At 64.7% G+C, this 23,157-nt stretch carries 18 protein-coding genes and 3 pseudogenes; 3 read left to right on the forward strand and 18 right to left on the reverse strand.

Translation table 11 applies throughout. The annotated features are described in order from the left end of the window. The first annotated feature begins 19 nt into the window (after window positions 1–19). Both LN139_RS15255 and LN139_RS15260 read left to right on the forward strand, forming a co-directional pair. A pseudogene (locus LN139_RS15255) lies at window positions 20–1,080 on the forward strand (imelysin family protein). 2 nt (window positions 1,081–1,082) lie between these two features. Next, the gene (locus tag LN139_RS15260) at window positions 1,083–2,165 is read left to right on the forward strand and encodes a DUF1513 domain-containing protein (protein WP_236354885.1); all 1,083 of its coding nucleotides are present in this window, start codon (window positions 1,083–1,085) and stop codon (window positions 2,163–2,165) included. A gap of 279 nt (window positions 2,166–2,444) precedes the next feature. Here LN139_RS15260 and LN139_RS15265 read toward each other — a convergent pair whose 3' ends face one another. From LN139_RS15265 to colR, 3 genes are all read right to left on the reverse strand, one after another. Further along, window positions 2,445–3,125 carry a lipopolysaccharide kinase InaA family protein gene (locus tag LN139_RS15265; protein WP_236354887.1) on the reverse strand — a complete coding sequence of 227 codons (681 nt, stop codon included), beginning with the start codon at window positions 3,123–3,125 and terminating at the stop codon, window positions 2,445–2,447. Window positions 3,126–3,240: 115 nt separating this feature from the next. Continuing rightward, on the reverse strand, window positions 3,241–4,527 hold the full coding sequence (locus tag LN139_RS15270) for a sensor histidine kinase (protein WP_236354890.1): 1,287 nt from the start codon (window positions 4,525–4,527) through the stop codon (window positions 3,241–3,243). Continuing rightward, the gene (gene colR / locus LN139_RS15275; RefSeq protein WP_236354898.1) at window positions 4,517–5,200 is read right to left on the reverse strand and encodes a two-component system response regulator ColR; all 684 of its coding nucleotides are present in this window, start codon (window positions 5,198–5,200) and stop codon (window positions 4,517–4,519) included. Before colR ends, LN139_RS15270 begins: the two co-directional genes overlap by 11 nt. Before the next feature lie 179 nt (window positions 5,201–5,379). Here colR and LN139_RS15280 point away from each other — a divergent pair, with 179 nt between their 5' ends. Beyond that, complete coding sequence (locus LN139_RS15280) at window positions 5,380–6,123, forward strand: phosphatase PAP2 family protein (protein WP_236354911.1); 744 nt, start codon at window positions 5,380–5,382, stop codon at window positions 6,121–6,123. Here the strand turns inward: LN139_RS15280 and LN139_RS15285 are convergent. The 15 genes and pseudogenes from LN139_RS15285 to leuC form a co-directional block, all read right to left on the reverse strand. Further along, window positions 6,114–6,881, reverse strand: a complete 768-nt coding sequence (locus tag LN139_RS15285) for an SDR family oxidoreductase (RefSeq protein WP_442964444.1) — start codon at window positions 6,879–6,881, stop codon at window positions 6,114–6,116. The genes LN139_RS15280 and LN139_RS15285 overlap by 10 nt on opposite strands. 5 nt (window positions 6,882–6,886) lie before the next feature. After that, on the reverse strand, window positions 6,887–8,098 hold the full coding sequence (locus LN139_RS15290; RefSeq protein WP_236354916.1) for an O-succinylhomoserine sulfhydrylase: 1,212 nt from the start codon (window positions 8,096–8,098) through the stop codon (window positions 6,887–6,889). Window positions 8,099–8,111: 13 nt separating this feature from the next. Further along, complete coding sequence (gene purF, locus LN139_RS15295) at window positions 8,112–9,617, reverse strand: amidophosphoribosyltransferase (RefSeq protein ID WP_236354919.1); 1,506 nt, start codon at window positions 9,615–9,617, stop codon at window positions 8,112–8,114. Window positions 9,618–9,633: 16 nt separating this feature from the next. Then, on the reverse strand, window positions 9,634–10,215 hold the full coding sequence (locus LN139_RS15300; RefSeq protein ID WP_236354923.1) for a CvpA family protein: 582 nt from the start codon (window positions 10,213–10,215) through the stop codon (window positions 9,634–9,636). A 94-nt stretch (window positions 10,216–10,309) separates the two neighbouring features. Next, window positions 10,310–10,993 (reverse strand): SPOR domain-containing protein, encoded by a 684-nt coding sequence (locus tag LN139_RS15305; RefSeq protein ID WP_236354937.1) that lies wholly within the window; start codon window positions 10,991–10,993, stop codon window positions 10,310–10,312. A gap of 9 nt (window positions 10,994–11,002) precedes the next feature. After that, the gene (gene folC / locus LN139_RS15310) at window positions 11,003–12,283 is read right to left on the reverse strand and encodes a bifunctional tetrahydrofolate synthase/dihydrofolate synthase (protein WP_236354942.1); all 1,281 of its coding nucleotides are present in this window, start codon (window positions 12,281–12,283) and stop codon (window positions 11,003–11,005) included. Next, window positions 12,280–13,176 (reverse strand): acetyl-CoA carboxylase, carboxyltransferase subunit beta, encoded by an 897-nt coding sequence (gene accD / locus LN139_RS15315; protein WP_236354945.1) that lies wholly within the window; start codon window positions 13,174–13,176, stop codon window positions 12,280–12,282. Before accD ends, folC begins: the two co-directional genes overlap by 4 nt. Window positions 13,177–13,348: 172 nt before the next feature. Then, a complete protein-coding gene (locus LN139_RS15320; protein WP_236354949.1) occupies window positions 13,349–13,984 on the reverse strand; it encodes a phosphoribosylanthranilate isomerase in 636 nt (211 codons plus the stop codon). Window positions 13,985–14,041: 57 nt separating this feature from the next. Beyond that, entirely contained in the window at window positions 14,042–14,866 is an 825-nt protein-coding gene (truA, locus tag LN139_RS15325; RefSeq protein WP_236360439.1) for a tRNA pseudouridine(38-40) synthase TruA, read from the reverse strand. Between the two features lie 99 nt (window positions 14,867–14,965). After that, window positions 14,966–17,567: pseudogene (locus LN139_RS15330) on the reverse strand (FimV/HubP family polar landmark protein). Window positions 17,568–17,752: 185 nt separating this feature from the next. Next, window positions 17,753–18,627, reverse strand: a pseudogene (locus LN139_RS15335) (aspartate-semialdehyde dehydrogenase); the annotation flags it as partial. 124 nt (window positions 18,628–18,751) lie between these two features. Then, the gene (gene asd, locus LN139_RS15340; protein ID WP_236354974.1) at window positions 18,752–19,864 is read right to left on the reverse strand and encodes an aspartate-semialdehyde dehydrogenase; all 1,113 of its coding nucleotides are present in this window, start codon (window positions 19,862–19,864) and stop codon (window positions 18,752–18,754) included. 64 nt (window positions 19,865–19,928) lie between these two features. Next, window positions 19,929–21,011, reverse strand: coding sequence for a 3-isopropylmalate dehydrogenase (gene leuB, locus LN139_RS15345; RefSeq protein WP_236354978.1), 1,083 nt, complete (start codon window positions 21,009–21,011; stop codon window positions 19,929–19,931). Between the two features lie 72 nt (window positions 21,012–21,083). Continuing rightward, window positions 21,084–21,722, reverse strand: coding sequence for a 3-isopropylmalate dehydratase small subunit (gene leuD / locus LN139_RS15350; RefSeq protein ID WP_236354979.1), 639 nt, complete (start codon window positions 21,720–21,722; stop codon window positions 21,084–21,086). Next, entirely contained in the window at window positions 21,719–23,152 is a 1,434-nt protein-coding gene (gene leuC, locus LN139_RS15355; protein WP_236354981.1) for a 3-isopropylmalate dehydratase large subunit, read from the reverse strand. Before leuC ends, leuD begins: the two co-directional genes overlap by 4 nt. Window positions 23,153–23,157 lie beyond the last annotated feature (5 nt).

The raw sequence follows: 23,157 nt of genomic DNA on the forward strand, positions 1-23,157 counted from the left end.
GCCCTTGGGAGCTTTTGCCATGTTTCGCCCCAAACTCTTGTTCACCAGCCTTGCAGCCCTGGCGTTGGGTGCCTGCACCCCGCAGGATCGCCAGGCCAGCACCAGCGCAGCCTTGGCCAAGCAGGTGATCCTGCCCGGCTACAGCCAGTGGCTGGCGGCCGACCGCCAACTGGCTGCCAGCGCCCTGGCCTTTTGCGAAGGCCGCGAAGACCTCGCCAAGGCCCGCGCCGACTTTCTTGCGGCCCAGCGCGCCTGGGCCGCGCTGCAACCGATGCTGGTCGGCCCGCTGGCGGAAGGCAACCGCACCTGGGCAGTGCAGTTCTGGCCCGACAAGAAAAACCTGGTGGGCCGCCAGGTCGAGCAACTGCTCGCCAGTGGCAAGCCCGTCGACGCCGCCAGCCTGGCTCAGGGCAGCGTGGTGATACAGGGCCTCTCGGCCTACGAATACATCCTCTATGACAGCCAGCCCGAGCTGGCAGGCGCTGCACAAAAGGCCCGCTATTGCCCCTTGCTGATCGCCATCGGCGAGCGCCAGCACGCCTTGGCCGAGGACATCCTCGGCGCCTGGAATCGCCAGGGCGGCATGCTCGCGCAGCTCACCCAGTTCCCCAACGAGCGCTACGCCGATGCCCATGAGGCCTTGGCCGACCTGCTGCGCGCGCAGGTCACCGCGCTCGACACCCTGAAGAAAAACTCGGCGCGCCCATGGGCCGGCAAACCAAAGGTGTCGCCCAGCCGTATCAGGCCGAGGCCTGGCGCAGCGACGCCTCGCTGGCCAGTTTGCGCGCCAGCCTGGAGGCCGCCAGAACGGTGTGGGACGGGGTCGACGGCCAGGGTTTCAAGGGTTTGCTGCCCAAGGAGCACAAAGCGGTGGCCGAGCGTATCGATAACGCTTACGCCGCCACGCTTTCGCTGCTCGAACCCGATCAGCGGCTATCGGCCATGCTGCAGACGCCTGAAGGCCAGGAGCAACTCAAACGCCTGTACGACAGCCTCAACAGCGTCCATCGCCTGCATGAAGGCGAGCTGGCCCGCGCCTTGGGCATTCAATTGGGCTTCAACGCCAACGACGGGGACTGACCATGGCCGTGCGAGACCTGCTGAGCGCCGCCTGTAGCCTGGCTGGGCGTTTGCTGCCGGGGCGAGGCGGGCGTGCGCCGCTGCTGCTGTCGGCGCGTGATGATGCCCAGGGCCGGCATTACGCCGTCGCATGCCGGCTGGATGGTCGCGTGCTGTTCGCAACCGAAGTGCCACTGCGCTGCCACGCGGTGATCGACCACCCCCACCTGCCAGTGGCGTTGTGGGTGGCCCGCCGCCCTGGCCGCGAGAGCTACCTGATCGACCTGCGCAACGGCCGCCTGCTCCAGCGGCTGCGCACACCGCCCGAGCGGCACTTTTACGGCCACGCAGTGCTTCACAAAAGCGGCGAATGGCTCTACGCCACCGAAAACGACACCCGCGACCCTGGCCGCGGAGTATTGGGAATCTACCGCTTCGAGGCCAAGGGGCTGACGCGCGAGGGCGAAATGCCCACCCACGGCATAGGCCCGCATGAGGTCGCCTGGCTGCCAGGCGGCGAAACCCTGGTGATCGCCAACGGCGGCATCCGCACCGAGGCCGAGAGCCGGGTGGAGATGAACCTGGAGGCGATGGAACCCAGCCTGGTGCTGATGCAGCGCGACGGGCTGCTGCTGTCGCGGGAAGTGCTGGCGCAACCGATGAACAGCATTCGCCACCTGGCGATCGCCAACGACGGGACGATCCTGGCCTGCCAGCAATACATGGGGGCAGCGAGCGACCTTGCGCCCTTGCTGGCGATCAAACGCCCCGGCCAGGCTTTCGAAGCGTTTCCGGTAGCCGAGGCACAACTGCGCAACATGGCCCAGTACACCGCCAGCGTTGCCGTGCATGATCGCCTGCGGCTGGTGGCCTTGACGGCGCCCCGGGCCAACCGGCTGTTCATCTGGGCGATGGACACTGGCGTACTGCGGCTGGAAGCTCAGGTCCCGGACTGTGCGGGCGTGGCGGCATTGGCCGACGGTTTCGTCGTGAGTTCCGGCCAGGGGCGCTGCCGGCATTACCGCTGTGACAGCCCTGCGATCGAGGCCAACGCCTTGGCGCTGCCTTCCGGCGGCTGGGACAACCACCTGCATCAGGTGGCCTGAAAACACCATCGCCCAGCAAGGCTGGGCGATGGTATTGGTGCTGTCGCTCGTTTTCTTATTGCGCCCTTGTTCCCTGAGCCAAGCCGTAGACCAGTAACAGCAGGTCTGAGTCAGGCTTCACTGCCGCTTGGCTTTGTTGCGCGCGCGGGAGATGGCATAAGCCCTCTCCATGCACGGCACTCAGGATCGCAGGCCCCGGCTGATGCCAGGCTGCCATGGCGGCACCAGTGACCGCCAGGCCCGTGAGCACAAAGGCTGCACGTGCGGTTTTTATATTCATCACTCCAACCCTTTGACAACGCTGCCGAACGCTGCCTCGTAAAAGTAGAGCAATTTGGCCCAATCAGCATCGCTGAACGACGAGTGGCGTCGCAGTTGCCTGAGGTCGTGGGCCGCAGCCCGCTGTGCGCTGAACACCCGGCGGCACTTTTCAAAATCCAGCAGCGCCGCTTCCACCTTCAGCTCAGGGCCTTCCGCTTGAACACGGATGAAAACGTGCTTGATGTAGAGACAGCCGTGCTGCCAGCGGCCGCGGTGCATGCGTGCCAGGTTCTGCGCCAGGTCCTGCAGGAAGCGTTCATGGACCCACTCCCCGGTGTGCTCGCGGCCGCCTTCGGCGATCCACTGCTCATACTCTTCGAACCCTGCCAGCGACTCGGTGACCAGCAACGCCTGCCAACCGCTCTGCTGATCACGCTGTGCTTCGCAGAACCTCAGAGTAGGAACACGTACGTTGAGGCTGGCCACACCGGCCAGGGCATCGCGCTCGCGCAACACGGTAGGCCTGCCGAAGGGATGAAGAGGGCTGCGGTAGATGTGCCCGACCTGGCGCTTGACGTACAGCAGGCTGTCTTCGTCATACAGCCGCTGCACGCCACTTTCTCCACCTCTGCGCCGGTTGGGCTCTTCCACCCACTCCCCTTGGCGCGTCCAGTAATCCTGGAAGCTAGCTATCGCCATTATTGACCCCTCGAGCCGATGCACACGGAACTTTTTCTGGTTAGCACCGTAAGAGCTGCGGCGTACTTGAAAAGTTACGCGGATGTGAAAAAAATGTTTCTCTTTGCTTCTCGATTCACGCCGGGGTGGCAGGGGCAAGGTTTACCGTGAACCGGCAGCCATGGGGCTGCATGTGCGCAAGGTCGACCGACCAGCCCTGGTCGGCGCAAATCCGCTGCACCAGCGACAGCCCAAGCCCGAGGCCCTCGCCGCGCTTTTCGGTGCCGCGCACGAACGGCTTGAACATCGCCTCACGCTTGTCCTTGGGAATGCCCACGCCACTGTCCTCGACCACGAACTCGGTACCCTCGACCGCCAGCCGGATATAGCCCTGTTCGGTGTAATGCAGGGCGTTGCGCACCAGGTTGCTCATCACGGTTTGCAAAAAGGTGGCGTTGTAACTCGCTGCGCCCTCTGTGCGCTCGGGTTGCTCCAGGTGCAGTGCCAGGCCCTTGGCCTCGATCTGCCCCCGCCACTGACTGGCGAGGTCCGCCGCCACCTGGCTAAGGGTGGCCTTGGCAGCGAGGGAATCGTTGCGCTGTGCGCGGGCGAGCATCAGGAAGGTCTGAACCAATTCACGCATGTCTTCGCATGCACGGGTGATTCGCTCGACCTGCCTGCGTGAACGTTCATCGAGCAGGGGGCTTGCCAGCAGCAATTCGCAGGAGGTCGCCAATACCATCAGCGGCGTGCGCAGTTCATGGCTGACGTCACTGGTAAATAACCGTTCGCGGTTGAGCGCCTCACGCAGGCGCCCCAAGGTGGCATCGAATGCCACCGCCAGCTGGCCGACTTCGTCAGCGGCGTAATCCGGTGCCAGCGGCGGCGCCAGGCCCAGCAACTGGTCACGGTGGCGGACCTGGCGGGCCAGCCGGATGACCGGTGCCATCACCCGCCTTGCCAATAACCAGCCCAGAAACACCGCCAGTGCCAGGCTCAGCACAAAGCCGATCAGCACCACGGCAAACAGGATGCGCTCGCGTTCTTCGAAATCGCTCTGATCCTGCAGCAGCACGTAACGGCGGCCGTCTACCACCTGCACCATCGCGTGATAGGAAAGGTCCCCGCGAAACACCTCATGAAAGCCAGGGCCCAGGTGGCGAAGATCCTTGGGCAGGTCGAAGTCGCCCTGCCCGCCACTGAAATAGAACAGCTGGTCAGGCTCCGGGCGATGATTCCAGTCACTGATGCTGTCCATCATCAGCAAGCGCTGCAGGTCGCCACCGAGCCCGGCGGAAATGAGTTTTTCTTCGACCAGATGCACGGTGGCGACGATGCCAACCGCGAAAGCCCCCGCCACCAGTGCGCTCATCAGCGCAAAAGCGATGATGATGCGCTGGGCGAGGCTCTGCTTAAACTCCATCCCGGCCCTCGGTCAGGCGATAACCGACACCGTGCACGGTGTGCAGCAGCGGCTTGTCGAACGGCTTGTCGATCACCTGGCGCAGTTGGTGCACGTGGCTGCGCAGGCTGTCGCTGTCGGGGCAGTCGTCGCCCCACAGCGCTTCTTCGAGAACCTCGCGGCGCAACACATGCGGGCTCTTCTGCATCAGCACCGCCAGCAACTTGAGCCCCACCGGGTTGAGCTTGAGCAACTTGCCGCCCCGGGTGACTTCCAGAGTGTCCAGGTCGTAGATCAAGTCGCCGACCTGCAACGAACGGCGCCCGCCGCCTTGGGCACGGCGCATCACCGCCTCGATACGGGCAGCCAGCTCCGACAGGGCGAACGGCTTGACCAGGTAGTCGTCGGCGCCATTGCGAAAACCCTGCAGGCGGTCGTCGAGCTGGTCGCGGGCAGTGAGCATGATCACTGGCGTATCGCGGCGGGCGTCTTCACGCAGGCGTTTGCACAGGGTGTAGCCATCGATGCCGGGCAGCATGATGTCGAGCACGATCAGGTCGTAATGCTCGGTGGCCGCCAGGTGCAACCCGGACAGCCCATCCTGGGCGCAGTCGACCGTATAGCCCTTGAGCCCAAGGTAATCGGCAAGGTTGGCCAGGATGTCGCGATTGTCTTCGACGACCAGAATTCGCATGGGATTGCCCCTGTGGTGGCGTGGTTCGGTGCAAACGGCGCGCGCAGCTTAAGCCGAACCGGCCGCGGCCGCCAGTGTACATCCGCTTTGACGCTTTTTTTACCCAGGGTTCACAGCGGCCCCACACACACGGGCGCAGGCTGCGCGCTGTCCGTCCCCCCACGCCTTGCGGAGCCCCCATGCCTTCCTCCCCCACCCGGCCGCTGTCGCGCCCGCTCAACCTCTGGCTGACGCTGGGTATTCCGCTGCTCACTGCGGTGCTTTTGATACTGCTGGAACTGACCGACCTGGACATGTACCTGGCGCGATTGGCCTACGACCCGGCCGCAGGCGACTTCATCGGCCGCCACAGCTATTTCCTCGAAGACATCCTGCACGACCGCGCCAAGCAACTGGTGATCTGCATCGGCCTGCTTGCGTTGCTGGCACTCATCGGCAGTGCCTTCAACGAAAAGCTCGAAGGCATACGCCGCGAGCTGGGCTGCCTTGTGTTGTCGATGGCATTGGCCACCAGCTTCGTTACGCCTGTCAAGCAGCTCACTCAGGTGCAGTGCCCCTGGAGCCTGAAGGAATTCGGCGGCAGCGAAATCTACAGCAAGCTGCTGCAACCGCGGCCTGCGACCGACAAGCCCGGCCTGTGCTGGCCCGGCGGCCACGCGGCGACAGGCTTCACCCTGTTCGCGCTGTTCTTCGTGTTCCGTGACCGCAAGCCTAGGCTGGCGCGGGGGATGTTCGTATTCGCCATGGCCCTGGGCTCAGTGTTCTCGATAGGGCGCATGCTGCAAGGCGCGCACTTCTTCTCGCACAATGTGTGGACGGCGGTGTTCTGCTGGCTGATCTGCCTGGGGGCGTATTACGCGGTGCTCTATCGGCGCTCCGGCGAGGCCCGCGAACGGGCCCGGGCGCAATTGCCTCAGGTGTAGATCATCTTGCGGGCCATGCCGCCGTCGATCTGCCAGGCCTGGCCTGTGACGAAGCTGGCCTGCCCCGACAACAGCCACGCGACCAGCGCTGCAACATCCTCGACCGTGCCGACCCGGCCCGCCGGGTGCTGGGCATGCTCGGCAGCCGTGAGCGGCTCGGCGCGGCGTTCAGCGTTGTCGCGTACATCGATCCAGCCGGGGCTTACAGCGTTCACACGGATCTCAGGCCCAAGGCTCACCGCCAGCGCGTGGGTCAGCGCTACCAGGCCACCCTTGCTGGCGGCATAGGCTTCGCTGTCGCGCTCCGATTGCACCGCACGGGTGGAGGCAATATTGACGATCGCGCCGTTGCGCACGCGCAGGTAGGGCACCGCGCGCCTGGCCATCAGCATGGCGCCGGTCAGGTTCACCGCCAGAACGCGATTCCAGTGCGCCAGTGTCAGATGCTCCAGTGGCCGGCTGTGCGGGTCGGCAATCGCCGCGTTGTTCACCAGCGCATCGAGCCGGCCGAAGCGCGCCATGGTCTGCTCCACCGCCGCGGCGGCCTGCGCTTCGTCGGCAACGTCCAGAGTGATGAACATGGCCCTGTCGCCCAGCGCCTGGGCAACCTTCTGCCCCCGCGCTTCGTCGATATCGGCCAGCGCCACACGCCAGCCTTCGCAGATCAGCCAGGCTGCGACGCCCAACCCGATACCGCGTGCAGCGCCGGTAACCAGTGCCACACGGCCGTCATGGAAGCTGCCAGCGGCAGCGCCCATTTCGATCACAGCGCGGCCAGCCCGCGGGCGAGGTCTGCCTGCAGGTCGGCGACATCTTCCAGGCCTACCGCCAGCCGGATCAGGCTGTCGCGGATGCCGGCCGCTTCACGCTCCTGCGGGCTCAGGCGGCCGTGGGAGGTGGTGCCCGGGTGAGTGATGGTGGTCTTGCTGTCGCCCAGGTTGGCAGTGATCGACACCAGCCGCGTGGCATCGATGAAGCGCCAGGCGCCTTCTTTGCCGCCCTTGACCTCGAAGCTGAGCACACCGCCGAAACCGCGCATCTGCCGTTTGGCCAATGCGTGCTGCGGATGGCTGGGCAGGCCGGCGTAATGCACCTTTTCGATGCCCGGCTGTTGCTCCAGCCACTCGGCCAGGGCTTGGGCGCTGGCGCAATGGGCGCGCATGCGCAGGTTGAGCGTTTCCAGGCCCTTGAGGAAAATCCAGGCGTTGAAGGGGCTCAGGGAAGAGCCGGCAGTGCGGATCACGCCGACCATTTCCTTCATGTGCTCGGCACGGCCAGCCACCACGCCGCCCATGCAACGGCCCTGGCCATCGATGAACTTGGTGGCCGAGTGCACGACGATATCGGCACCCAGCTTCAGTGGTTGCTGCAACGCCGGGGTGCTGAAGCAGTTGTCTACCACCAGCAACGCGCCCTTGGCATGCGCGATCTCGGCGAGTGCGGCGATATCGACCAGTTCGGCCAGCGGGTTGGACGGCGACTCGACGAACAGCAGCCGCGTGTTCGGCCTGATTGCCTTTTCCCACCCGGCGACGTCTGCCAGCGGCACGTAGGAGACTTCGATGCCGAAGCGCTTGAAGTACTTGTCGAACAGGCTGATGGTCGAGCCGAACACGCTCTGGGAAATCAGTACGTGGTCGCCCGCACTGCACAGTCCCATGGCAACGCCGGTGATCGCAGCCATGCCGGTCGCGAACCCGACTGCTTGCTCTGCGCCTTCCAGCGCCGCGATGCGCTCTTCGAACGAGCGCACCGTGGGGTTGGTATAGCGCGAATAGACATTGCCCGGCACATCGCCAGCGAACCGCGCTGCAGCATCGGCTGCGGTACGGAATACATAGCTGGAGGTGAAGAACAGCGGGTCGCTGTGTTCGCCTTCGGGGGTACGGTGCTGGCCAGCTCGAACTGCGAGGGTGTCGAAAGCCACGCCTTCGAGGTCACTGTCCAGACGCCCTGCGTCCCAATCCTGACTCATGGCACCTGCTCCTTCAGTTGTTGTACAGGTCGATGATCGCACTCACCGCCTGCGTCTTGACCTTGGCCACGTCATTGCGCGCCTGGTCGATCTTCGCCAGGTAGCGCTCGTCGATGTCGCCAGTGATGTAGTTGCCGTCGAACACCGCGCAATCGAACTGGTCGATCTTGACCTTGCCGCCACCGACGGCGTCGATCAGGTCAGGCAGGTCCTGGTACACCAGCCAGTCGGCGCCGATCAGGTCGGCCACTTCCTGGGTGCTGCGGTTGTGCGCGATGAGCTCGTGCGGGCTCGGCATGTCGATGCCGTAGACGTTCGGGAAGCGCACAGCCGGGGCTGCGGAGCAGAAGTAGACATTCTTGGCGCCGGCTTCGCGTGCCATCTGGATGATCTGCTTGCAGGTGGTGCCGCGCACGATCGAGTCGTCCACCAGCATCACGTTCTTGCCGCGGAACTCCAGCTCGATGGCATTGAGCTTCTGCCGTACGGATTTCTTGCGCGCCGCCTGGCCGGGCATGATGAAGGTGCGGCCGATGTAGCGGTTCTTGACGAAACCTTCGCGAAACTTCACGCCCAAGTGGTTGGCCAGCTCCAGCGCCGAGGTGCGGCTGGTGTCGGGGATCGGGATGACCACATCGATGTCGTGATCGGGGCGTTCGCGCAGGATCTTCTCGGCGAGTTTTTCACCCATGCGCAGGCGCGCCTTGTACACCGAGATGCCGTCGATGATCGAATCGGGGCGCGCCAGGTACACGTGCTCGAAGATGCACGGTGCGTAATGGGGGTTGGGCGCGCACTGGCGGGTGTGCAACTGGCCGTCTTCGGTGATGTACACCGCCTCGCCCGGGGCCAGGTCACGGATCAGCGTGAAGCCCAGCACGTCGAGGGCCACGCTTTCGGAAGCGATCATGTACTCAACGCCTTCGTCGGTGTGGCGCTGGCCGAACACGATCGGGCGGATGCCATTGGGGTCGCGGAAGCCGACGATGCCGTAGCCGGTGATCATCGCAACCACCGCGTAACCGCCGCGGCAACGCTTGTGAACATCCTTGACCGCAGCGAACACGTCTTCTTCGGTAGGCTGCAGCTTGCCGCGCACCGCCAGCTCGTGGGCGAACACGTTCAGCAGCACTTCGGAGTCGGAGCTGGTGTTCACATGGCGAAGGTCAGACTCGTAGATCTCCTTGGACAGCTGCTCGGCATTGGTGAGGTTGCCGTTGTGCGCCAGGGTGATGCCATAAGGCGAGTTGACGTAGAACGGCTGCGCCTCGGCGGAAGTGGAGCTGCCCGCCGTGGGGTAGCGCACGTGGCCGATGCCCATGCTGCCCACCAGGCGCTGCATATGGCGCTGCTGGAAGACGTCGCGCACCAGGCCGTTGTCCTTGCGCAGGAACAGGCGGCCGTCATGGCTGGTGACAATACCGGCAGCGTCCTGGCCGCGATGCTGCAAGACGGTTAACGCGTCATACAGCGCCTGATTGACGTTCGACTTACCGACGATACCGACGATGCCACACATGCGACACAACCCCTGTTTAATGAACCTGAACGGCCTGCGGCTCCGCTGCCTTTTGGGCGGGGAGCAACTGGTCCTTGAACGGAATGGTGACCGGCGGCACGACACCGTCGTTCATCCATTGGCTGGTCTTGCCCACGATGAGGTTTTTAGACCAGTCGGCAACCAGCAGAAAACGCGGCAACAGCTGGGATTGCTGCCACCAGGCGTCCTGCTGGACCGGCCCCAGGCTGAGCAGCCCGGCGGCCACCACCACCAGCAAACCTCCCCGGGCGGCGCCGAACACCATGCCCAGGAAGCGATCGGTACCGGACAGGCCGGTCACGCGGATCAGTTCACCGATGAGAAAATTGACTAACGCCCCGACCAGCAAGGTGGCCAGGAACAGGATTGCGCAGCCGACGATGACGCGCGCCGAAGGGGTCTGGATGTAGTTCTCGAGATACGGCGCCAGGCCGCCACCGAACATCCAGGCCACACCACCGGCAATGATCCAGGTAACCAGCGACAGGGCCTCTTTGACGAAGCCTCGCTTCAAACTGATCAGAGCGGAGACGGCAACGATCGCCACGATCGCCCAGTCGACCCAAGTAAATGCCACGGCGCAGCCCGTTGACGGATAAGGCGGCGCATTTTACCAGAGGTAACAGGTTACCGCGATGGCGTATTCAAATCGCTGCGACGGCCTGAGGCTATCAGGATTTCTCGGGCTCGAAACGCACCACCAGGCCATTCAACTGCTGTTGGCGGTTGAGGTTCGCCCGCAAGCGATCCGCTTCGGTTCGCTCGATCACCGGCCCCACGAACACACGATTCTTGCCGTCTGCCGAACGCACGTAAGCGTTGTAGCCCTGTGTACGCAGGCGGTTCTGCAAACCTTCGGCACCGGCCCGGGTGGACAGGCTGGCTACCTGGATTGCCCAGCTCACAGGCACGCCGTTGGTATCGAGCTTGGCGCTGGTATCGGGTTTGCCGGAAACGCCCGCCACCGGCGCATTTGCCTGCGCCGGCTGAGCAGGCGGCGCAGGCGGAACCGGCAGTGGCGTACTGGCACGCGAACCCTGTGCGGGCTGGGCCTGCTTGCCGCTACCGCCCTGGGCCGGAGGAACAGGCATGCTCGGCGCCGTGACCGGCTGCGCGTTCGCCTGGGCCTGCTCGCTGCTCGCAGGCGGCGCAACGGGCTGATTTTCCGGAACCGGCACCGGCTCTACGGTGACTTGTGCCATGGCAGGTGCGCTGGGCGCTGCCGGCGCATCGACTCGCACCTGGCGGGTTTCATCCGGCCGGCTGAACAGCATCGGCAAAAAGATCACCGCCAGGGCTATCAATACCACGGCGCCGACCATCCGCTGCTTGACCACGCTATCGAGCATCGCCAAAAGGCCTCCCTACTCAGACCGCTCGCCCAGCCACTCAAGGGCTTGGGCCACACAGAAAAACGAACCGAACACCACGATTTCATCGCCCTCGCCCGCCCGCTCGCACTCGAAGTCGAGCGCAGCGGCGACGCTGTCATGAGACGCTACGCTCGCGCCAAGGTTCGCAAGCGCCTGCGCAAGTTCATCAGCCGGGCGGCTGCGGGGCGTAGGCAATGGCGCCACTGACCATCGTGCGAACGCTGAAGCCAGGGGGCCGACAACGCCGGGCAGGTCCTTGTCGGCCAGCAGGCCGAACACCGCAACCCGTTGCCCGGCGACCGGCCGGGCCTGCAAACGCTCGCGCAGGTACAGCGCAGCATGCGGGTTGTGGCCTACATCCAGCATCAGATGCACCTGGCGGCCGTTCCACTCGACCTGGCGGCGATCGAGCCGCCCAGTGACCCGTGCCGCGCTCAATGCACGGGCAAGCGCTTCGGGCTGCCACGCCAGGCCCGACAGGGCATAGCCCTGCAACGCCAGTGCAGCGTTCTCCATCGGCAGGTCAAGCAGCGGCAGGTCGTTCAGCACCAGTGGCTGGCCATCCCTGCTCGTGCCCTGCCAGGCCCATTGCCGGGCACCGACTTGCAGGTTGTAGTCGCGGCCACGCAATGACAGCGGGCAGGCCAGCGCCTGGGCCTGCTCAAGCAATGGTGCAGGCGGGTCGAGGTCGCCCACCAGCGCCGGCACGCCCGCGCGGAAGATACCGGCCTTCTCGAACGCCACCGACTCACGGGTATTACCCAGGTATTCGGCATGGTCCAGCCCGATGCTGGTGACAAGCGCGAGGTCGGCATCGACCAGGTTGACCGTATCCAGCCGCCCGCCGAGGCCGACTTCCAGTACCACGGCGTCAAGCCCGGCGCGCGCGAACAGCCAGAAGGCTGCCAGTGTGCCCATTTCGAAATAGGTCAGGGTGATGCCGCCGCGCGCGGCTTCGACGGCCGCGAAGGCCTCGCATAGAGCCTCGTCGGTCGCCCACTCGCCGCCCACGCTTACCCGCTCGTTGTAGGTAAGCAGGTGCGGTGAGCTGTAGACACCCACTTTCAACCCCTGGGCTTGCAGCAGGCTCGCCAGCAGGGCGCAGGTGGAGCCCTTGCCGTTGGTGCCGGTGACCACGACCTGGCGCGGCGCCAGGCGTGCGAGGCCCAGCCGCTGCATCACCTGGCGCGAGCGCTCAAGGCCCATGTCGATGGCCGAAGGGTGCAGTTGCTCAAGCCAGGCCAGCCACTGCGCCAGGGTGCGTTGGGTCATACCTCGGCAGCGACCGGCAGGTGAGCTTGCACAGGCGTGGGCTGGTTGGTCATCTGCGCCAGGATGCGAGCCAGGCGCGGACGCAGCTCGTCACGGGAGATGATCAGATCGATGGCGCCATGATCGAGCAGGAACTCGCTGCGCTGGAAGCCCTCGGGCAATTTTTCACGAACGGTCTGTTCGATGACGCGGGGGCCTGCAAAACCGATCAGCGCCTTGGGTTCGCCGACGATCACGTCACCGAGCATCGCCAGGCTTGCCGACACACCGCCGTAGACCGGGTCGGTCAGCACCGAGATGAACGGAATGCCTTCTTCGCGCAGGCGTGCCAGCACCGCAGAGGTTTTGGCCATCTGCATCAGCGAGATCAGCGCTTCCTGCATGCGGGCGCCACCGGAGGCGGAGAAGCAGATCATCGGGCAGCGGTTTTCCAGCGCGTAGTTGGCGGCGCGCACGAAGCGCTCGCCAACCACGGCGCCCATCGAGCCACCCATGAAGCTGAATTCGAAGGCGCTGCACACCACCGGCAGGCCCATCAAGGTGCCGCTCATGGAGATCAGAGCATCTTTTTCGCCGGTCTGCTTTTGCGCGCCGACCAGGCGGTCCTTGTACTTCTTGCTGTCGCGGAATTTCAGACGGTCGACCGGTTCCAGATCGGTGCCCAACTCTTCTCGGCCTTCTTCATCGAGAAAGATATCCAGGCGCTGGCGCGCGCCGATGCGCATGTGGTGGTTGCACTTGGGGCATACGTCGAGGGTCTTTTCCAGCTCTGGCCGGTACAGTACGGCCTCGCAGGACGGGCATTTGTGCCAGAGCCCCTCGGGAACCGAGCTCTTCTTCACCTCCGAACGCATGATCGAAGGGATCAGTTTGTCTACCAGCCAGTTGCTCATGCTTGCTCATCTCCAGTAACGGGGCTGCCATTCCAGCCAGGTGCCCCGGCCTTGGGTGTGTGTTCGGGCGTGGTGGCGCCAAGGCGCCGCCCGGTAAACCAAGGTGACGGCCGCTGGCCATCACCGTATTGAAATGTGTGGACGGCACAGCCACGCCTGCCGTCACATGTGCTCAATTTGCCGCCGCCTCGCCTACCGCAGCGGTGAACGCCTTCATGAGCCCGGCATCCTTGATGCCTTTGGCAGCCTCCACACCGCCGCTCACATCCACGGCCCAGGGCCTGACCTGGGCAATGGCCTGGCCGACGTTGGCCGGGGTAAGGCCGCCGGCCAGGATGACCGGCAGGCCAAGGCCCGCAGGCACCAACGACCAGTCGAAGGCCTGCCCGGTGCCACCCGGCACGCCTTCGACGAAGGTGTCGAGCAGCACGCCGCGGGCACCGCTGGCGCGGTAGGCGTGGCAGGCTGCGGTGATGTCGTCACCGGCGCGCACGCGCAAGGCCTTGACCCACGGGCGGCCATGGCCTTCGCACTGCGCGGGTGTTTCGTCACCGTGGAACTGCAGCAGGTCGAGCGGAACAGCGTCGAGAATCTCCCCGAGCTCGCAGCGGCTGGCATTCACGAACAGGCCAACCGTGGTCACGAACGGCGGCAAAGCCTGCACGATCGCCCTCGCCTGCTGCACCGTGACCGCTCGCGGGCTTTTGGCATAGAACACCAGGCCAATGGCATCGGCGCCGGCATGGGCGGCCGCAAGGGCGTCTTCCACGCGGGTGATGCCACAGATTTTGCTGCGAACAGCGGCCATAAAGGAAAACTCTGCCTGCAAAGAAGGGCCGGATAGTAGCAAACCCGACCCGGCCCGTCAGCCCGCGGGTTCATTCAGTGGCGTTAAAAAATGGGGCCCGATGTATCGCACCGGCACCTCGTAAACCTGGGGATACTCCACTTCCACCAGGTACAGGCCGAAGGGATGAGCAGTTACCCCACCCTCACGGCGAGAGCGACCTTCCAGCACCTGGCGCGCCCATTCCACTGGCCGCTCCCCTGCACCAATGGCCATCAGCACGCCGGCAACGTTGCGCACCATGTGGTGCAGGAAGGCGTTGGCACGGATATCGAGCACGATCAGTTTGCCGAACGCCTGCACGCGCAGATGATGCACTTGTTTGATCGGCGACTTGGCCTGGCACTGACCGGCACGGAAGGCAGTGAAATCATGCGTGCCCACCAACGCCTGGGCCGCTTCGGCCATGCGCTCGACATTCAGTGGCCGGTAGTTCCAGGTCACCTCCTCGCCCATGTGCGCCGGGCGGATCGGGTCGTTGTAGATCACATAGCGATAGCGCCGCGCCTTGGCCTTGAAACGGGCGTGAAAATCGGCCGGCATCACTTTGGCCCAGGTCACGCTGACGTCGTGGGGCAATTCGGCGTTGGCGCCCATCACCCACGCCTTGAGCGGGCGCTGCACCTGGGTATCGAAGTGCACCACTTGCCCGCAGGCGTGTACGCCAGCATCGGTACGCCCGGCGCACATCAGTGAAATGGGGGCGGCCGCTACCCGCCCCAGCGCGCGCTCCAGGGTTTCCTGAACCGTCTGGGCGGTGCTGGCCTGGCGTTGCCAGCCAGCGTAGCGCGAACCTTTGTACTCAACGCCCAAGGCGATGCGGGTGTAGCCTTCGGCGGCGATTTCACTGGCGGCGGGTTCAGAGCTGTTCACGGTCGGGCCTGCTGTAGAAAAACGAAAGCGGCAGCCCTCAGGGGCTGCCGCCTGGGTGAAACGCGAGGGTCAGGCTAGCTGTTCAAGCATGCGCCGGGCTTCGCTTTGCTGGGCACTATTGCCCTCCTTCATGACCTCATCGAGGATGTCGCGAGCTCCATCGGAGTCCTGCATTTCGATGTAGGCCTTGGCCAGGTCCAGCTTGGTGGTCACTTCGTCGGTTTCGGCCATGAAGTCGAAATCGTCGAGGCCACCGCTGTTCTGGTTCATGTCACGTGAGAACTGCCCCAACTGCGCGTTGACCTCATTCAGGTCGGCGGCGAAGCGGTCTTGCTCCTCAGGGTGCTCGTCAGCCAGCGACAGGTCGAAGTCGTCCGGCAGCGAGGCGGCTGGCGCCGGCTCAGGCTCGAGGTCGTCCAGTTCATCGGTCGGCGATGGCGCCGGATCGTGGGCGGGTACGTCCAGATCGAAATCGGCCAGGTCCAGTTCCCGGGCTCGCTCGGCTTCGGTATCGCGCAGCAGCGCGTCGAAGTCCAGGTCATTGATCGCTGCACTTTCGGCCTTTGGCGCAGGCTCTGCGGTCACCGGGTCGATGCCGTCCAGGCTCAGGTCGAAGTCGGTGTCGAACACCTCACCGATGGGCTCGGGCGCATCGGGTTCGTCCTGCAGCAGGTCCTTGACGTATTGGGCATCCATCTCGGCAGCCACCGCTGCCGCGCTGAGCCCGGCGACGGCCGCGACACCGACCATGGCGGGGAAACGCGACTTGAGGTTCTCGACCTCGGCCTGATTGGCGCCACTGGCTTGCAGGCGGCGCTCGTTGGCAACGAACAGATCGCGGTCACCTTGCTGCGCATAGACTTCCATCAGCTTCAGGCGCAGCTCGCTGCGGCCTGGCTCAGCCTCGACTGCTGGCTCCAGCAGGTCAGCAGCATGGTTGAAACGGCCACGCTCGATGGCGTCCTGGGCCTGGGTGAGGACATCGTCAGCCGCCGGGGCCTTGACCAGGCTGGCAACGGTGGGCACGTCGTTTTCAGGCGGTGGCGCAGGCGCGAACGGCGCCGGGCCACTGGCAGCCGCCTGCGCGGCTGCAGCGGACGCCGCGACCATCGCCGGGGTGAGCTTGACGTTGGGTGCCTGTGGATCAAGGCCTTCGAAACTGGTCAGGGGAAGTTCGAAATCTTCCTCCCGGAACTCACGCTCTTCTTCCAGCGCCCGAGCCATGCGCGTGTGCTTTTCGGCCTGTTCCTGCGCTTTACGCCGCCTGGCCAGCAACCAGGCTGCAAGCAGCACGACCAGTAGCGCGATGCCACCAGCCGCGCCCAGCACGTACGGGTTGCTGGCCGTCGCGGGCGTGCTCAGAAGCGGGCGCGTTGGCGGGCGCTGCACCTGACGCATCGGCGCCCGGCGCGGCGGCGCCCGGCACGGCGGCGCCCGAAGCTCCCGCAGCAGGCTCTGTGGCCTTGCCGTCGGGTGTAGCAGGAGTTTGCCCGGTAGCACCCTCGGATGGCGTTGGCGAAGGAGCCGAGCCAGGGTTTGCCGCCGTACCGGGTGCCTGGCTGAGCTGTGCGTTGATCGCAGGCGTGGAAGGCGTGGCCGAACCAGGCGCTGCCGGTTGGGCGGAAGGCGCCGCAGCGGCAGCCTCCAATCGCGCCAATTGGTCGTTTTTCAGGTCGATCAGGCGCTGAAGCTTGTCGAGCTGGCTTTGCAGGTCAGCGTTACGGCTGTTGAGCTCGTCGTTTTCACGGCGCGTCGAGTCGAGGCTCTCCTGGGTTGTGGAAAGCTGATCGCGCAACGCCTTCTGGTCCGCTGCCGCGCCTCGGCCATTGCGAGCATCACCGGAGACCAGGGTCAGGTTGTCTTTTGGATCGACAGCCGGCGCTGAGCCCTTGGCGCCCCGGCGCGTGGCGTCGACCTGTTGCGCGCGTGGGCCGATGCGGCGCCCTTCGCGCCAGGCCGCGTTCTGCCGGGCCACCTCGGTAACCGCCTGGGGCTGGGCCAGGGCGGTAGCGTTCGGCGCATCGGGCAGGCGCAGCACCTGGCCTGCACGCAGGCGGTTGATGTTGCTGTCGAGAAACGCATCAGGGTTGAGCGCCTGGATGGCCAGCATGGTCTGCTGCACCGAGGCACCGGCCGGGCGCACCCGGGCAGCGATTTCCCAGAGCGTATCGGGGCTCTTGGTAGTGTATTGAGCGTTCTTGCTCGCCGTAGTGACCGCAGGCGACGCTGTACCGCGGGCCGCAGGCGCTGCGGCTGCGCCCTGTGGCGAAAATCTGGACGGGTCGACCAGCACGCTGTAGTCGCGCATCAGGCGCCCGGCCGGGTACACCACCTGCACCAGGAATTTGACCATCGGGTCAGGCAACGCGCCGCTGGAAGTGACCTGAATCACGCTGCGGCCCTGGGCGTTGATCACCGGAGTGAAGTTCAGCTGGTTCAGGTACGCCGCACGGTTGACCCCGGCTTTGCTGAAGTCGTCGGGCGACGCCAGGCTCGGGACGATCTCGGGCGCGGTCAGGTTACCGACATCACGCAATTCGATCTCCGCCAACAGCGGCTGATTGGGGGCCGACTTGAGCGTCACCTCTCCCAATTCCAGGGCTTGTACGAGCCCCGAGGACAATGTCGATGCCGCGGCGATCGCCAATGCCAGCTTACGGAGATGAACCATGGCCAATTCCTTTGTGAACTTACAGGGTGAAGCCAGAAACACGACGAAAAACAACGCTCAAGTATCTTTTAGGCAAGGTCTTTTATCAACAATTCCGCAATTTGCACAGCGTTGAGGGCTGCGCCCTTGCGCACGTTGTCCAGCGTCAACCACAGGTTGACCTCACATTCACTGCGAAGGCCCGGCCGCAACCGGCCGGCATACACCACGTCCTGGCCTACCGCATCGCCAACCGGCGTGGGGTAGTCCCCTCGTCTTCCACCAGCTCCAACCCCTTGGCCTGGCTGAGCAACCGGTTGACTTGAGCGATATCAACGGCCGCATCACTGACCAGGCTCAGGGTGAGGCTATCGCCGAAAAATACCGGGACCTGAACGCACGTCGCGGCTACTTCCAGTAAAGGCAGTTCCAGCACTTCTCGCAATTGCGCGTCGATACGCTTTTCCAGCGCCAGTTGACCAGCGGCATCGGGCTTGCCGACCTGAGCGAGCACGTTGAACGCAATTTGCCGGTCGAAGTGCCGAGGCTCCAGCGGCCTCGCATTGAGCAACTCGGCGGTTTGCCGGGCCAGTTCCTCTACCCCTTCACGCCCGGCACTGGAAACAGCCATGCAGCCGGTGACGGTCAGGCGCTTGGGCGCCAACACCTGGCGCAATGGCGCCAGCGCCACGGCCAGCGCAACGACCGGGCTGCATGGGCTGACCGCCTCGCGAGCGGTGAACGCTTCGGCGTTGGCTTCGGGCACGATGGCAGGGGCATCGAGCACGCCGGCCAGGTCGATGATCGCGCACCCGGCCTGGCGCGCGCGTGGCGCGAAAGCCTGCGTGGTAGCGGGCGCGGCAGCGAAGAACACCAGCCCCACCTGGCTGAAGTCGAAGGCATCGACCTCACGCACGCGCAGGTTCTTGCCGCGAAACGGCAACGACTTGCCCGCCGACTCCAGGCTCGCCAGCAGATGCAGGGTGCCGACCGGAAAGCTGCGCTCCTCGAGGATTTCCACCAGGGTTTCCCCCACACGGCCAGTGGCACCGACGATGGCGATATCCAGGGTTGCGGGCATGGGTTGACCTCTTTGGGGGAATGCGAAAGGGGCGAGACTTTAACAGGGCCGGCGGTGCGCCCGCCACAGGCGATAAAAAACCCGCGGGCCTTTCGGCGCGCGGGCTCGTGCGATCCGCTGATGATCAGCGCTCGAGCAGGATACGCAGCATGCGCCGCAGCGGCTCGGCAGCGCCCCACAGCAGTTGGTCGCCCACGGTGAAGGCACCCAGGTACTGCGAACCCATGTTCAGCTTGCGCAGGCGGCCCACCGGCACGTTCAGGGTGCCAGTGACCTTGGTGGGAGTCAGCTCCTGAAGGCTGGCTTCACGTTGGTTGGGCACCAGGGTGACCCAAGGATTGTGCTGGCTGATCAAGCCTTCGATGTCAGCCATCGGCACATCCTTGTTCAGCTTGATGGTCAGCGCCTGGCTGTGGCAACGCATGGCGCCGATGCGCACGCAGATGCCGTCGACCGGGATCGGGTTCTTGAAGCGGCCCAGGATCTTGTTGGTCTCGGCCTGGCCTTTCCACTCTTCACGGCTCTGGCCGTTGGGCAGTTCCTTGTCGATCCAGGGGATGAGGCTGCCGGCCAGTGGCACACCGAAGTTTTCGGTCGGATAGGCCTCGCTGCGCATGGCCTCGGCGACCTTGCGGTCGATGTCGAGGATGGCGCTGGCGGGGTTGGCCAGTTCGTCGGCTACCGACTGATGGGTGGCGCCCATCTGGCGAATCAGCTCGCGCATGTTCTGCGCGCCCGCACCCGATGCAGCCTGGTAGGTCATGGCGCTCATCCACTCCACCAGGCCTGCTTCGAACAGGCCGCCCAGGCCCATCAGCATCAGGCTGACGGTGCAGTTGCCGCCGATGAAGTTCCTGGTGCCGGCCTCAAGCTTCTGGTCGATGGCCTTGCGGTTGACCGGGTCGAGCACGATGACTGCGTCATCTTCCATGCGCAGGCTGGAGGCAGCGTCGATCCAGTAACCCTGCCAGCCCGCCTCGCGCAGTTTGGGGAAGACTTCGCTGGTGTAGTCGCCGCCCTGGCAGGTCAGGATCACATCGAGGCCCTTGAGCTCGTCGATGTTGTAGGCGTCCTTGAGCGGGGCGACGTCCTTGCCGATGGCAGGGCCCTGGCCGCCGACGTTCGAGGTGGTGAAAAACACCGGTTCGATAAGGTCGAAGTCCTGCTCTTCCAGCATCCGCTGCATGAGCACGGAGCCAACCATACCGCGCCAACCGATCAGACCTACACGTTTCATCGCAACTGCACCTTGGTTAGAAGTGGGCCACCGCGGCTGTGGTTCACGCGGTGGGCCGGAGAGATTACAGATTTCGCAGCGCCGCGACTACTGCGTCGCCCATTTCCCGGGTACCGACCTTGCGGCAGCCTTCGGACCAGATGTCACCGGTGCGAATGCCCTCGTCGAGCACACGGCTCACCGCCTGCTCGATGGCGTCGGCGGCCTCGGCCTGGTTGAAGGTGTAACGCAGCATCATCGACACCGAGAGGATGGTTGCCAACGGGTTGGCGATGCCCTGCCCGGCGATGTCCGGCGCCGAACCGTGGCACGGCTCGTACATGCCCTTGCCGGCGGCATCCAGCGAAGCCGAAGGCAGCATGCCGATCGAGCCGGTGAGCATGGAGGCCTGGTCGGAAAGGATGTCACCGAACATGTTGTCGGTCACGATCACGTCGAACTGCTTGGGCGCGCGCACCAGCTGCATGGCGGCGTTATCGACGTACATGTGGCTGAGCTCGACGTCCGGGTAATCCTTGGCCACTTCCTCGACCACTTCGCGCCACAGCTGGCTCGAAGCGAGCACATTGGCCTTGTCGACCGAGCAGAGCTTCTTGCCGCGTACACGGGCCATCTCGAAACCGACCTTGGCGATGCGGCGCACTTCGCTTTCGCTGTATGGCAGGGTGTCGTACGCCTGGCGCTCGCCGTTCTCCAGTTCGCGCTGGCCACGCGGGGCACCGAAATAGATGCCGCCGGTCAGCTCGCGGACGATCAGGATATCCAGGCCCGCGACCACGTCACGCTTGAGGCTGGAGGCGTCGGCCAATTGCGGATAGAGGATCGCCGGGCGCAGGTTCCCGAACAGGCCCAGTTGCGCACGGATCTTCAGCAGGCCGCGCTCGGGGCGGATGTCACGCTCGATCTTGTCCCACTTCGGGCCGCCCACGGCGCCGAGCAGCACGGCATCGGCCTTGCGCGCGGCGCTAAGAGTGGAGTCGGCCAGCGGCACACCGTACTTGTCGATGGCCGCGCCACCGATCACGTCGTGCTGCAGTTCGAAACCCAGGCCGAACTTCTCGTTGGCCAGCTCCAGCACCTTGACCGCCTCGGCAGTGATTTCAGGGCCGATGCCGTCACCGGGAAGAATCAGGATCTGCTTGCTCATGCTTTCCTCTTGATCACAAACGGCGCTCCAAGGGGAGCGCCTGGTCAATGCTGCGGCGCTTGCGCCAGTGTATTAACGAAACAGCCAGGGCTGGCTTTGCCGATGGCGTGCCTCGAAGGCCTGGATCGCTTCCGCGTCCTGCAGCGTCAGGCCGATGTCGTCCAGGCCATTGAGCAGGCAGTGGCGTCGGAAGGCGTCCACTTCGAAAGGGTAGGCCTTGCCATCAGGGCGCGTCACGGTACCGGCGGCGAGGTCGACACTCAATTGATAGCCTTCCTGGGCTTCAACCTGCTGGAACAGCTCTTCTACCGAAGCTGCATCCAGAATGATCGGCAGCAGGCCGTTCTTGAAGCTGTTGTTATAGAAAATGTCAGCGAAGCTGGGCGCGATCACGCAACGGAAGCCGTACTCGTCGAGCGCCCAGGGTGCGTGCTCGCGGCTTGAGCCGCAGCCGAAGTTTTCACGCGCCAGCAGCACGCTGGCGCCCTGATAGCGTGGCTGGTTGAGCACGAATTCGGTATTGAGCGGGCGCTTGGAGTTGTCCTGGTAAGGCTGGCCCACGTCCAGGTAACGCCACTCGTCGAACAGGTTCGGGCCAAAGCCGGTGCGCTTGATCGACTTCAGAAATTGCTTGGGAATGATCTGATCGGTGTCGACATTGGCGCGATCCAGGGGCGCTACCAGGCCGGTGAGCTGGGTAAAGGCTTTCATGCTGCGCTCCCTTGGGTCAATTCACGGACATCGATGAAATGGCCAGCCACTGCGGCGGCGGCGGCCATCGCCGGGCTCACCAGGTGCGTGCGCCCACCGGCGCCCTGGCGGCCCTCGAAGTTGCGGTTGGAGGTGGAAGCACAGTGCTCGCCCGATTCCAGCCGATCCGGGTTCATCGCCAGGCACATCGAGCAGCCCGGTTCACGCCATTCGAAACCGGCCTCCAGGAAGATCGTGTGCAGCCCTTCGCGCTCGGCCTGCTCTTTCACCAGGCCCGAGCCCGGTACCACGATCGCCTGCTTGACCGAAGCCGCCACCTTGCGGCCCTTGGCCACTTCAGCGGCGGCGCGCAGGTCTTCGATGCGCGAGTTGGTGCAGGAGCCGATGAACACGCGGTCCAGGTGGATCTCGGTGATGGGCTGGTTGGCGCGCAGGCCCATGTACTTGAGGGCGCGCTCGATCGAGCCGCGCTTGACCAGGTCCGGCTCACGGGCAGGGTCCGGAACGTTCTGGTCGACTGCCAGCACCATTTCGGGAGAGGTGCCCCAGCTGACCTGCGGCAGGATCTGCGCAGCATCCAGGTTCACCACGGTGTCGAATATCGCGTCATCGTCGGACTTGAGATCAGCCCAGCTGGCCACGGCCCGTTCCCACTGGTCGCCGTTCGGGGCAAAGGGGCGGCCCTTGACGTAGGCCAGCGTTTTCTCGTCGCACGCGACCATGCCGACCCGTGCGCCCGCCTCGATCGACATGTTGCAGATGGTCATGCGGCCTTCCATCGACAGGTCGCGGATAGCGCTGCCGGCGAATTCCATCGCGTGGCCATTGCCGCCAGCAGTACCGATCTTGCCGATCACTGCAAGCACGATGTCCTTGGCGGTGACGCCCGGGGGCAACTGGCCCTCCACGCGCACCTGCATGTTCTTCATTTTCTTGGCCACCAGGCATTGAGTTGCGAGCACATGCTCGACCTCCGAGGTGCCAATGCCATGGGCCAGCGCGCCGAAGGCGCCGTGGGTGGAGGTGTGCGAGTCACCGCAGACGACCGTCTGGCCGGGCAAGGTGGCGCCCTGCTCCGGGCCGATCACGTGGACGATACCCTGGCGCGGGTCGTTCATCTTGAATTCGGTGATGCCGTATTCATCGCAGTTGTCGTCGAGGGTTTGCACCTGCAACCGCGACACCTGGTCGACGATGGCCTCGACGCCGCCTTTGCGATCAGGCGTGGTCGGTACGTTGTGGTCAGGCGTGGCGACGATCGAGTCGACGCGCCAGGGCCTGCGCGAGGCCAGGCGCAGGCCTTCGAACGCTTGCGGCGAGGTTACCTCGTGGACGATGTGGCGATCGATGTAGATCAGCGACGAACCGTCGTCACGCTTTTTGACTTCGTGCGAATCCCAGAGCTTGTCGTACAGCGTCTTTCCAGCCATCAGGT

The organism is Pseudomonas sp. KNUC1026, assembly GCF_021650705.1.
In the GTDB taxonomy this organism is placed as follows: Bacteria; Pseudomonadota; Gammaproteobacteria; order Pseudomonadales; family Pseudomonadaceae; genus Aquipseudomonas.

What these genes read in the sequence shown, in the direction of transcription:
- LN139_RS15285 (WP_442964444.1), bottom strand. Translation starts at nt 6,881, where the DNA reads ATGGGCGCTGCCGCTGGCAGCTTCCATGACGGCCGTGTGGCACTGGTT.
- LN139_RS15260 (WP_236354885.1), top strand. Translation starts at nt 1,083, where the DNA reads ATGGCCGTGCGAGACCTGCTGAGCGCCGCCTGTAGCCTGGCTGGGCGT.
- asd (WP_236354974.1), bottom strand. Translation starts at nt 19,864, where the DNA reads ATGAAACGTGTAGGTCTGATCGGTTGGCGCGGTATGGTTGGCTCCGTG.
- folC (WP_236354942.1), bottom strand. Translation starts at nt 12,283, where the DNA reads ATGACCCAACGCACCCTGGCGCAGTGGCTGGCCTGGCTTGAGCAACTG.
- accD (WP_236354945.1), bottom strand. Translation starts at nt 13,176, where the DNA reads ATGAGCAACTGGCTGGTAGACAAACTGATCCCTTCGATCATGCGTTCG.
- LN139_RS15280 (WP_236354911.1), top strand. Translation starts at nt 5,380, where the DNA reads ATGCCTTCCTCCCCCACCCGGCCGCTGTCGCGCCCGCTCAACCTCTGG.
- LN139_RS15320 (WP_236354949.1), bottom strand. Translation starts at nt 13,984, where the DNA reads ATGGCCGCTGTTCGCAGCAAAATCTGTGGCATCACCCGCGTGGAAGAC.
- colR (WP_236354898.1), bottom strand. Translation starts at nt 5,200, where the DNA reads ATGCGAATTCTGGTCGTCGAAGACAATCGCGACATCCTGGCCAACCTT.
- LN139_RS15265 (WP_236354887.1), bottom strand. Translation starts at nt 3,125, where the DNA reads ATGGCGATAGCTAGCTTCCAGGATTACTGGACGCGCCAAGGGGAGTGG.
- leuD (WP_236354979.1), bottom strand. Translation starts at nt 21,722, where the DNA reads ATGAAAGCCTTTACCCAGCTCACCGGCCTGGTAGCGCCCCTGGATCGC.
- purF (WP_236354919.1), bottom strand. Translation starts at nt 9,617, where the DNA reads ATGTGTGGCATCGTCGGTATCGTCGGTAAGTCGAACGTCAATCAGGCG.
- leuB (WP_236354978.1), bottom strand. Translation starts at nt 21,011, where the DNA reads ATGAGCAAGCAGATCCTGATTCTTCCCGGTGACGGCATCGGCCCTGAA.
- LN139_RS15270 (WP_236354890.1), bottom strand. Translation starts at nt 4,527, where the DNA reads ATGGAGTTTAAGCAGAGCCTCGCCCAGCGCATCATCATCGCTTTTGCG.
- LN139_RS15290 (WP_236354916.1), bottom strand. Translation starts at nt 8,098, where the DNA reads ATGAGTCAGGATTGGGACGCAGGGCGTCTGGACAGTGACCTCGAAGGC.
- leuC (WP_236354981.1), bottom strand. Translation starts at nt 23,152, where the DNA reads ATGGCTGGAAAGACGCTGTACGACAAGCTCTGGGATTCGCACGAAGTC.